General features: G+C 64.6%; 6 protein-coding genes and 2 pseudogenes. 4 read left to right on the top strand and 4 right to left on the bottom strand.

Annotation, left to right across the window (positions count from 1 at the left end; genetic code table 11):
* Positions 1-159: 159 nt before the first annotated feature.
* The 4 genes and pseudogenes from GOSPT_RS22195 to GOSPT_RS22180 all read right to left on the bottom strand — a co-directional run.
* Complete coding sequence (locus GOSPT_RS22195; protein ID WP_005209347.1) at positions 160-711, bottom strand: hypothetical protein; 552 nt, start codon at positions 709-711, stop codon at positions 160-162.
* Between the two features lie 31 nt (positions 712-742).
* Positions 743-2,338, bottom strand: coding sequence for an AAA family ATPase (locus tag GOSPT_RS22190; protein ID WP_005209345.1), 1,596 nt, complete (start codon positions 2,336-2,338; stop codon positions 743-745).
* 65 nt (positions 2,339-2,403) lie between these two features.
* Positions 2,404-2,745, bottom strand: a pseudogene (locus GOSPT_RS22185) (dioxygenase family protein); the annotation flags it as partial.
* A pseudogene (locus tag GOSPT_RS22180) lies at positions 2,744-3,389 on the bottom strand (LysR family transcriptional regulator); the annotation flags it as partial. The pseudogenes GOSPT_RS22180 and GOSPT_RS22185, both read right to left, overlap by 2 nt.
* A 264-nt stretch (positions 3,390-3,653) precedes the next feature.
* Between GOSPT_RS22180 and benA the strand changes: the two are divergent.
* From benA to GOSPT_RS22160, 4 genes are read left to right on the top strand one after another with little or no spacing between them, the layout of a single operon-like run.
* A complete protein-coding gene (gene benA, locus GOSPT_RS22175; RefSeq protein ID WP_005209340.1) occupies positions 3,654-5,036 on the top strand; it encodes a benzoate 1,2-dioxygenase large subunit in 1,383 nt (460 codons plus the stop codon).
* Position 5,037: 1 nt separating this feature from the next.
* Positions 5,038-5,580, top strand: coding sequence for a benzoate 1,2-dioxygenase small subunit (gene benB / locus GOSPT_RS22170; protein WP_005209338.1), 543 nt, complete (start codon positions 5,038-5,040; stop codon positions 5,578-5,580).
* Positions 5,581-5,590: 10 nt separating this feature from the next.
* Positions 5,591-8,383, top strand: a complete 2,793-nt coding sequence (benC, locus tag GOSPT_RS22165) for a benzoate 1,2-dioxygenase electron transfer component BenC (RefSeq protein ID WP_005209336.1) — start codon at positions 5,591-5,593, stop codon at positions 8,381-8,383.
* A 50-nt stretch (positions 8,384-8,433) separates the two neighbouring features.
* A complete protein-coding gene (locus tag GOSPT_RS22160) occupies positions 8,434-10,947 on the top strand; it encodes a LuxR C-terminal-related transcriptional regulator (protein WP_005209334.1) in 2,514 nt (837 codons plus the stop codon).
* The last annotated feature ends 103 nt before the right edge of the window (positions 10,948-11,050 follow it).

Below are 11,050 nucleotides of genomic sequence, written 5' to 3'. Positions count from 1 at the left end.
TGGGCCGCCCGCCGACCGAGCCGTCAACCGCGGAGCGAGCCGTCAACGCTGATCGAGCCTGTCGAGATCACCAGCGGGAGAAGTGGTCTCGACTCGGGTGCTCGCAGCGCTCGCGCCCGCTCGACCAGCAGAAGGCTCGCCGCTCGACCAGCGGAGGGTTCACCCCAGCGGCTGCGCGCGCTTGACCTGCGCGGCGGCGCGGGCGGCGTCGAGTTCGATGTCGGTGACGATCGACGCCCGGCCCAGGCGCAGCGTCCCCGAGGTCAGCGGCTGGGCCCGCAGGCCGCCGCGACCGATCAGCGCCTTGCGGGCACCCTCGCCGGCCATCGTGTCCATCCACGCGCACGGGTGCGCCGGACGTCCGCCGCGAAATCGCACCGGACCATCGCCGGTGTCGACGCTGAACTCCCGCCCGCGCAGCGGGTCGAGTTCGAGGCCCCGCACCACCACGTTGCGTCGCGCGACAACCGGGTCGACGTCGCCAGCCGCCGCCTCCCACGCCTCGAGCGCCAAGAACGTCACGGCAGCTTCGGTGTGAGCGCGCACGCCGAAGAACCTGTCGCCACGAATCCCCTTGTCGGCGATGATCTCAACGCTCGACGGAGTCTCGGTCGGCACGTCTGCGGCCGGACCGTCCTTCGGTCGTCCGAAGTAGGCGTGCGCAGGTGAGACGACGAACGTCACGATCTCGACGTCGTACCTGAGCTCCATGCTCCCAGGCTACGCAGCCGGCATCGACCGGTCATCTCTGCGAACGCGGCACGTATGTCAGCCCTCGGAACACCGCGCTGCTCGCGAACACCGACGCGTCGAGTTCGACGTCACGATGCCGCGCCATACGCAGCGCGAGCCGCAGGAGCATCTTGATGTCGCGCGGCGTGATGTCGGGGAACCCGCCCACGAGGTCGTCGAGCAGGTCCTCTCCCAGGATGACGTCGTTACCCGCGGCCAGGATCTGCCAGACCTGTCGGGCGTCCTTGGGTCCGGGCGGCGCGTAGGAGATGATCGCCGCACAGCGGGCGAGGATCGCCTCGTCGACACCGTCGATGCGGTTGGTGGTGAGGAACAGCAAGCCGTCGAAATACTCCAGGGTGCGCAGGAATTCGGCGACGATGGCATTCTGCGCGAGGTCGAGTCCGCGTTCCATGACGAACACGTCGGCCTCGTCGAGCAGGAGAACCGCGTCCCACCGCTTGGCTCGATCGAAGATCACTTCGAGGTTCTTGCGCACCAATTCGGCTGTGATGCCCAGTGATCCGGAGTGGATCGAGTACAGCGGACGTCCGGTGACCTCCGCATAGACCTCGGCGGTGAGTGTCTTGCCGACGCCTGGCCGCCCTTTGGCGAGGATGACGTTACCCGCCGACTTCCCGCCGATGATGTCGCCGGTGAACACCGAAATATCTGTTGTGAGAATGTTCAGCAGCTCGCGTTGGTCGTCGGGCAGAACGAGTTTGTCCTGCAGGTGCGTCTCGTAGACGTACTCGGCGAGGTCGGCCGTGTTGACGTCGAGGAAGTCCTGCGCGCCGAGATCGAACACTCGCACGGCCGTGGTGACCGGCACGGGACCGAAATCGTCTCCGCCGTAACGGTTGTTGTCGTAGAGCACCGAAGCGGCGACCATCCGTAGCGGTGCGATCTCGTCGGGTGCGACGTCGTGCACCACCTTGCGATTGTTCCGCGAGTTGGGTGAGCGATAGTCGTCGGTACGGATCACTTTGCCGCTGAACGTGTACTGCTGTCCGAAACCGGTGTCGATGATGTGCTGGTAGCGGTCACGACGCGCCTGGTACTCGGCCTTGAGGTCGGCGCTCTCCTTGTAGGCACCGCCTGCCAACAGCACATCCGCGGGTGTCTTGCCGACGACATCGGTGTCTTCGAAGTACAGGACCCGCGGCTTGCGTGAGGGCCGCTTCACGGTGGCATTGTCTGCTTCCATCGTGAATTTGATTCGCGGACCATGCGTTCGGTCACCGTGCTCGAGCGTGATGTCCATGACGAGATACGGATGGAGGTAACCGTCGGACTCGCGGACGTAGAGCCAGCCGTCGATCATCTCGTGCCGCAGGAAGGTCCGGAAGATCTCGACAGCGGCGTCGAGGTGTGGGATCGGCGCGAAGTGGCCTGCCCGCGATGACACGATCGCACCGACAGCACGCGAGAAGGATTCCTCGCCAAGGGAATCCGCTGTCGTGATCAGGTCGCTCAGCGCCGCGTCGGTGAGATCCCGGTCGGCGATGGCGATCTCGGGAGAACGCCACGACGACGCCTGACCGCGGACCCGCGCCAGGTCGTCCGACGTTGTGCCGGCGACAAGTGTTGTCGGTGCTACCAACATGATCGACCTTCCCTGGTCGTCGATCGGGCGTCCGACACTGCGGACGCCCGATCTGAAAGCTGAACTCAGGCCTCGGGATCGAGGACGAAGTCGTACGTCACGGCGACGCCTCCCTCGACCGGCTGCGGGTCGAGCATCAGTTCAGGCTTGACGGCCGAGGCGATGTCGTCGTCGTTGTGCGGATCACCCGGGAAGTAGAGCTGCGTGGTGATCAACTCGTAGCCCGGCGCGCTCACCTTGAAGTGCAGGTGCGCGGGTCGCCAGGCATGCCATCCCGCGGCCTCGATGAGTTGGCCGCACGCACCGTCCGTGGGGATCTGGTACGGCGCCGGCTGCAGGCTGTGAATCTCGAAGTGCCCCTCGTCATCGGCGATCCAGGTGCCGCGGAGATTCCACTCCGGCAGGCCAACCCGCACTCCTGCAAGACCGCAACACGGCGTCGTTGACGGCGGAGTCACGACTGCCGTACATCACGAATGGTTCGGTGCGCAGATCCTGCAGCGCCACAACAGGTTCGGATGCAAAACCGGTGATCGCTGGACACGGCGAGGACCAACGGCTCGACGTCGACGGTGTGTACCTCGATGCCGTCACCGGCCACCGGCGGTCGCAGCAGTCCGAGGTCGATCTCGCCAGCGACGAGAGCGTCGCGTTGTGTCGGAGTCAGCATGTCAGCGGAGATCGCGAGCTCGACGTCGGGGAGCTGTTGCTTGACGGCGCGGGCGATCCTCGGCAGATGCGAGAAGGCCCCGATGCCGGTCAGCCCGAGTCGCACCACTCCGCTGCGCCCCGCGGCGATACGTCGTACCTCGTCGACGCATCCGTCGACGTCGCCGAGGATGCGCCTGGCCTCCGCCTGCAGGTAGAGCCCTGCCGGAGTGAGTGAGACCTGGCGAGTCGTTCTGGTCATCAACGTGACGTCGAGTTCGGCTTCGAGTTGCCTGATCGCGTACGACAGCGCTGGCTGCGCGACGTGCAACGTGGCGGCGGCCTGCCCGAAGTGACACGTGTCGGCGACGGCCACGAAGTACCGCAGGTGTCGTAGCTCCATGTCACCACTCCTCTCGTGCCAACTGTTCGTGCCAACCGTTCGCAAGGGGCGACAGCTGAGTCACTCCCCTGGCGTCATGTGACTGCCGCCACTTTCGAGATCCACGGTAGAAGCCTGATCCATACAAGACAAGGACTCATATTCGTGTGATTGATCGAGAGCGTTGATCAATTTGACGCTGAGTCAGGACTGGCAAAAGCCCTAGTGTGACTGTCCACACGTAATGCCACAGTCGGGAGACAGCCCACACCAGGAGGTACCCAGATGACACTCGCCGGCAACGCCGCACCAGCGACGACAGCCACGACCGATCATGTGCGAAGCATTCTCGCCGATGCCGTCATCGACGACCGCGATGCCGGCGTATACCGGGCCAACCGCAGGATCTTCACCGACGAGGAGATCTTCGAGCTGGAGATGCGCCACATCTTCGAGGGCAACTGGATCTATCTGGCCCACGAGAGTCAGGTGGCGAATCCGGGCGACTACTTCACGACCTACATCGGCAGGCAACCCGTCGTCATCACCCGCAGCAAAGACAGCGAACTCCCCTGCCTGATCAATGCATGCGCGCATCGCGGTGCCATGATCTGTCGCCGTAAGACCGACAATCGAATGACGTTGACCTGCCCCTTCCACGGCTGGACGTTCCGCAACGACGGCACACTGCTCAAGGTGAAGGATCCCGACGGCGCAGGCTATCCGGACACCTTCGACGTCGAGGGCTCACACAATCTCACGAAGGTTGCCCGGTTCGAGAGCTACCGCGGATTCCTGTTCGCGAGCCTCAATGATGACGTCCTCCCGTTGTCCGAACATCTCGGCGACACGAGGACGGTCATCGACATGCTCGTCGACCAGTCGCCGCAGGGACTCGAAGTGCTGCGGGGATCGTCGACCTACACCTACGACGGAAACTGGAAGGTGCAGGCCGAGAACGGCGCAGACGGTTACCACGTGACCGCGACGCACTGGAACTACGCAGCGACGACGTCGCGTCGCAACACCGGCGAATCGGCGAACGACACCAAGGCGCTCGACGCGGGCGGCTGGGGGAAGTCGGGCGGTGGCTACTGGTCATTCCCGCACGGACACCTGTGCCTGTGGACCTGGGCGGCCAACCCGCAGGACCGTCCGCTGTGGGACAAGATGGACGAACTCAAGCGCGAATTCGGCGACGCGAAGGGCGAATTCATGGTCAAGGGATCGCGCAATCTGTGCCTGTACCCGAACGTCTATCTCATGGACCAGTTCTCGACCCAGATCCGACACTTCCGCCCTATCGCCCCGGACAAGACCGAAGTCACCATCTACTGCATCGCACCCAAGGGTGAGAGTGACACCGCACGCGCGCATCGCATCCGGCAGTACGAAGACTTCTTCAATGCATCGGGCATGGCCACTCCCGACGACCTCGAAGAGTTCCGCTCGTGCCAGTTGACCTTCCGCGCCACCGCCGCGCCGTGGAATGACATGAGTCGTGGTGCGCAGCACTGGCTCTCCGGACCCGACCCCGTCGCCGAGAGTCTCGGCATGACCGAGATCGTCTCTGCCGGAATGAAAAACGAGGACGAGGGCCTCTACCCGGTCCAGCACGGCTACTGGCTCGACACCATGCGTGCCGCCATCAACCCGGAAGGGAAGTGAGATGACCACCTCGCAGTCGCCGATCGTCGACCCAGCTGTCACGACCACCGAAACCCTCATCACGCAGAACATGATCGAGCAGTTCCTCTATCGCGAGGCACGCTACCTCGACGATCGCGAGTTCGAGAAGTGGCTCGGCTGTTATGCCGACGACGTGGAGTACTGGATGCCCGCCTGGACAGACGACGACCACCTCGTCGAGAATCCGCAGCGCGACATCTCACTCATCTACTACCCCAACAAGGGCGGACTCGAAGACCGGGTGTTCCGTATTCGAACCGAACGATCCTCGGCCACGTCGATTCCCGAACCCAGAACGTCGCACAACATCAGCAACGTCGAGGTCATCGAGAGGCGTGGCGACCTGGTCGATGTCCGATTCAATTGGCACACAATGTATTTCCGTTACAACACCGTCGACCCGTACTACGGCACCTCGTTCTACACGATCGACTTCTCCGCCGAGTCGCCGCTCATCCGCCGAAAGACGGTTGTGCTCAAGAACGACTACATCCACCACGTGGTGGACATCTACCACTTCTGAGGCGACGCGCATGACACTCACTACCGATACGGAAACCGCAAGAACTACCGATATGCAAGCCAGTGGATCAGCCGCGACAGGTCCAACACACCAGGTGGCGTTGACATTCGAGGACGGGGTCACGCGGTTCATCACCTGCCGGGAAGACCAGACAGTTGCCGACGCGTCGTATCGACAACGCATCAACATCCCGCTCGATTGTCGAGACGGCGCGTGCGGAACGTGCAAGGCATTCTGCGAGTCGGGTGACTACGACGGCGGCACCTACATCGACGACGCACTGTCGGAATCGGAGTGCGCAGACGGTTTCGCATTGCCGTGCTGCATGAAACCGCAGTCAGACCTGGTACTCCAGATCGCCGCCACCTCCGATATCGCCAAGACCGCCGCGGGCGAATTCGCCGGGAGCATCGTCGATCTCGAGCGCCTCTCGACGTCGACGATGCGTATGACCGTCGAGATCCCCAACCGCGCGGATCTTGTGTTTCTCCCCGGCCAGTACGTGAATATCGCGGTACCGGGAGAGCAGGCTCCGGACGGCACGGACACGGTGGTGCGTCGTTCCTATTCGTTCGCCAACGGCCCGCACGAGGAACGGCTGGTCTTCCTGATCAAGCTCACCCCCGGCGGAGCCATGTCGGATTACCTCACCGAGCGTGCCGCACGCGGCGACGAGATCAGCTTCACCGGCCCGCACGGGTCGTTCTTCTTGCGCGAGTCGGCATGGCCCGTGTTGCTTCTCGCGGGCGGAACAGGTGTGGCGCCGATTCTGTCCATGCTTCGAAAGATGCTCGACGACAACAGCCCCCGCAAGGTGCACCTCATCTATGGTGTGTCGACCGACGCCGACCTCGTCGCGCTCGACGACATCGAGTACTTCGCGCGCGAGCTGTCGGGGTTCACCTGGGATCACTGCGTGTCCGACCCGAATACTGCTGCGACGCACAAGGGTTACGTGATGAGCCTCATTCGCCCGGAACATCTGTACGACGGTGACGTGGCCATCTATCTCTGCGGTCCGCCCCCGATGGTCGAATCGGTACGCAGCCACGTCGCCGATGCCGGCATTGAGCCGGTCGGCTTCTACTACGAGAAGTTCGCGCTCGCCGTGCCTGCCAAGACCATCCCTGACGCTCCGGGCTCTTCCTCCGGCGTAGAGCTCTCCACGCCGGACGAGTCGTCGAGCCGAGAGCACGAGGTGCTCGAGGCCGTAGACGCTCGCAGCATCGCGAGTCAGGAAGTTCTCGCACGCAGCGATCTGGGAGCACTGTCGACGCGGCCGGCCGCGGTCGACGACGCCGGCGCGATCGGGCGCATCGCCGGACAGCAGGTGTGGTCCGATGCCCAGACATCTGCTGCGCCCGTCGCCCTCGACGCGGACACCGGTGCGCTACTCGTCTGCGACGACACCCGTTCGATCGCAGGACAATCCGTCTTCGCACGCCTGTCCGAAGCTGACGCGAACCCGAAAGAGACGCCGTCGCCCACGCCCGTCGACATCCCGACAACACCGCCGACCGTGACCGAGCAGGGCTACGAAATCGGGGAGGAACATCCGGGTATCCACGAGTCGGACGCGCTGTTCGAGGCCCGCGCCGCACTGGAATTGGGAGCTCTCGAGCTCACGTTCGGTCGCATGACGAATGGACAGTTGGCCGGATACCGACTGCTTGCCGAAGCCACAGTGCCCTTCGTCGACGGCGAAAAGTTCGTCGACGCAGCCGAATACACCGAGACCAACGCCGCGTTCCACGACTACCTGTTCGGCCTCACGGGAAACGATCACCTGCTCGCCGCCTACTCGGCCCTCGGTGTGAAAGGTCGAATGGGTGAGGTCTTACGCAACGCCACGTGGTGCCACCCGCTGTGCGCACAGGACCATCTCGACATCGTCGAGGCGTTCACTTCCGGTGACCGCAACCGTGCACGCAGTCTGATCTCCGCGCACGCCGATCGATCAAAGCAGACGATGCGTCGCGCCATGGCTGACGAACTGACGCGCCGTCGACCCCGTTTCGTCAGTCCCGGCCGATTCGCAGGCAAGGTCGTCGTCGTGACCGGCGCCGCTCAGGGCATCGGCGAGCACACCGCACGACGCATCGGGGCCGAGGGAGGCGCGCTGGTGTGCGCCGACCGTGCCGAGGTCGTCCACGACGTCGCGTCGTCCCTGGAAGACGACGGGGTGCGCGCGGTTGGTGCCGTCGCCGACATGGAGACCTACGACGGCGCACGTGCCGCGATCAGCTGCGCGATCGGCACTTTCGGACGCGTCGACGTGTTGATCAACAACGTCGGCGGTGCCATCAATTTCAAACCGTTCACGGAGTTCGACGACGCCGAAATCCGCGCCGAGATCGACCGCTCACTGATGACGACGCTGTTCGCCTGCCGGGCCGCGCTGCCGCCGATGGTCGAGGCCGGACAGGGAGTCATCGTGAACGTGTCGTCCGCTGCCACCCGAGGGATACACCGCATCCCCTACTCCGCTGCCAAGGGCGGCGTCAATGCGATCACGGCATCACTGGCGATGGAGTACGCCGAGTACGGAATCCGTGTCGCCGCAACAGCTCCCGGCGGAACACAGGCGCCACCACGACGGATATCGCGCGGTACACCGCAACCCCGCAACGACGTCGAGCAGCGGTGGTTCGACGCCCATATCGAACAGACCGAGGAGTCGTCGCTGATGAAGCGGTACGGCACGCTCGACGAACAGGTCGCCGCGATCTGCTTCCTCGCGTCCGACGAGGCGTCGTACATCACCGGTTCCGTACTCCCCGTTGCGGGCGGTGACCAGGGGTAGACATCGACGTTCCGCCATGGCGGCCGCAGCGTCGCGAATAGGATGAACCGGTGATCATCGAGGCCAGGTGTGTCGGCCGTGATCGGGAGATCGCCGCCATCCTCGACCGTGCCGCGGCGTCGGCCGACTCGGTTGACGGTCGACGCCGCGTGGTCGTGCTCGGTGCCGCGGGAACGGGAAACAGCACGGTCCTGCGCGAAACGCTCAGGCGCGCTGCGGAGCAAGGGCTGTCTCTACGGATCGTCGACGACGCTGACCTGCTCAGCGGCGACGAGTTGGCGACTGCGATGAGCGGCGACACCGACGGATTTGTCGCGCTCGCTGCGACCAACCGAACTCCCCCAATCGACGCGCTCCTCGCCGATACGTTGCAGCTCAACGGAATCGATCGTGCGGCTGTCGACATCCTCGCGTCGGCACGTGGGCTTGCCATCCATCCGACAGTGGTCGACAGTCTCCTCGCACATACAGCGGGAAACCCACGAGCGATACTTGCACTGTTCGACGAGTTAGCCAGTGCCGCATGGACTCAGGCCGACGTCGCCCTCCCCGCACCTCGAAATGTCCGCGACGATGTCGCACGGATTCTCGCAGAACAGCACGATGACACGAGGCGTCTCATCGAGGCCGTCTGCATCCTCGACGATTCGGAACCGATGGGTACCGCATTGGAGTTGGCCGACTGCGCCGATCCGCTCTCGGCGATCGACAACGCACTCAACAGTGGACTCCTCGTCGCACCCTTCGCACTCACGCCCTCCACCAGACGCCCTCGACCCGCAAATCCCATGACCCGTGCCGCGGTGATCGAACTGATGGGGCTGCGCGGCGTCGCCGACATGCACCGTCGCGCTGCGGAATTGACGTCCGATGCTGCACAGCAGCTTGGTCATCGAATCGCCGCGACGCCCGCCGCAGACGCCGCACTGGCAGATGACGTCGCCGCGATGGCCGAATCCCTCGGAGCCGACGGCGCATGGGCGCAGGCGGCCGAACTCTTCCGCCACGCAGGACGATTGACCTCTGACCCGATCCTGCGTGACGAACGGATCACGCTGTCGGTCGACGCACTGCTCGCCGCGGGCGACTGCATCGCAGCGGGTTCCCTCGTCCCGTCGGTGGAGATTCTTCGCGAGACGCCGCTTCGTGACGCCACTCTCGCATATCTGGCCATCCTGCGTGGCCGCTCCACCGAGGCACAAGTCCGGCTCGAGCGTGCATGGAGCATCGTCAACCTCGAGCGCGAGCCAGAGGTCGCGGCGGTGATCGCACAACGGTGGGTTCTCCACGACCTGGTACGTTGCCGCGGAACAGAACTCGTCGAATGGTCGGACAGAGCGATCTCGATGGCAGGCGACACATCGCCCGCGGGGATTGAGGCCGCGAGCATCCGCGGGCTGGGGCTTGCCTGGTCGGGACGACCTGACCTGGCGCTCGCCTCCTACGAGTCGCTCTCCGCGCATGTGCGTTTCGGAGCGCAGGCACAGCGGGTCACGATGGGCCATGGTTGGCTGAGGTTAGGGCTCGGCGACGTCGTCACCGCACGAAGCCTCCTGGAAAGCGCAGTGTCGATGGCAGCGCTCGGCGGATCCACCCGGATCTCACTGTGGTCTCACGGTTGGCTTGCGCGCGTGCACTTTTCCACCGGGGATTGGGATTCCGCGCTGCGCGTCGTCGAGGAAGGTAGGCGTCTTTCCAGGACGAGCGGCATACATCTGGTCACCGGATTGCTCACGTGGACTGCCGCACAGATTCATTCGCTTCGCGGAGACTGGCAGTCAGCGGACGCCGACCTCAACGAGGCGACAGCGCTCGCGGGCGACTACGAGATCATCCGCGTTCCTCAGATGCTGACCAGGGCGCATCTCGCCGAAGCCAAGGCCGACTACGCCGGTGTGATCCGCGCACTCGAGCCGTTGCGACAGTTGGCAGCCCACACGCCTGCACTCGTCGAGCCCGGCTGGTGGCCGTGGGTCGACGTGCTTGCAAATGCGTTGGTGCTCAGCGGTCGTCACGACGCCGCAGACGATTTGCTCACTCCACACGAGACACTCGCGGCGCAGCGTGGTCACCATCCGGCACAAGCCCGCTTGGGCTATGCACGGGGCCGCTACCTCGGCGCCATCGGCGACATCCACGGAGCGCGAGCCGCTTTCGAGGAGGCACTTCGGCTTGTCGAAGGTCTTCCCCTGCGTTACGACTCCGCGCGAATCAACTTCGCATACGGCCAGACCCTGCGCCGCTCCGGCAAGCGACGGGAAGCCGACACCGTGATGGGAACCGCTCGCGAGATCTTCGCGTCGCTCGGCGCCGTCACATACGTCGAGCGGTGCGACCGCGAGTTGAAGGCCGGCGGGCTCCACACCTCCCGCACCGACAGCAGCGACGTCGTACTCACTCCGCAGGAGGAGTCGGTGGCAGCACTGGTCGCGCGCGGGTTGTCGAATCGGGAAGTCGCTGCCGAGCTCTACATCTCACCAAAGACCGTGCAGTATCACCTCACCCGCACCTACGCGAAACTCGGCATCCGATCCCGCGCCGAGCTTGCCGCGCTGAGGCGGTAGGCGCGGCGCCGGGCGCGGCGTGCAGAAAGTAGGGGAAAGAACCCTTCCCCCAGATCCCGACGCCTCCCCGCGAAACAACACGCGGAAACGCCCGAAACCCGCG

It is taken from the genome of Gordonia sputi NBRC 100414 (genome assembly GCF_000248055.1).
Taxonomy (GTDB): domain Bacteria; phylum Actinomycetota; class Actinomycetes; order Mycobacteriales; family Mycobacteriaceae; genus Gordonia; species Gordonia sputi.
The sequence above is the reverse complement of the archived record's forward strand: the minus strand, read 5'-3'. Positions and strand labels throughout refer to the sequence as shown.

What these genes read in the sequence shown, in the direction of transcription:
- benC (WP_005209336.1), top strand. Translation starts at nt 5,591, where the DNA reads ATGACACTCACTACCGATACGGAAACCGCAAGAACTACCGATATGCAA.
- GOSPT_RS22190 (WP_005209345.1), bottom strand. Translation starts at nt 2,338, where the DNA reads ATGTTGGTAGCACCGACAACACTTGTCGCCGGCACAACGTCGGACGAC.
- benB (WP_005209338.1), top strand. Translation starts at nt 5,038, where the DNA reads ATGACCACCTCGCAGTCGCCGATCGTCGACCCAGCTGTCACGACCACC.
- GOSPT_RS22195 (WP_005209347.1), bottom strand. Translation starts at nt 711, where the DNA reads ATGGAGCTCAGGTACGACGTCGAGATCGTGACGTTCGTCGTCTCACCT.
- benA (WP_005209340.1), top strand. Translation starts at nt 3,654, where the DNA reads ATGACACTCGCCGGCAACGCCGCACCAGCGACGACAGCCACGACCGAT.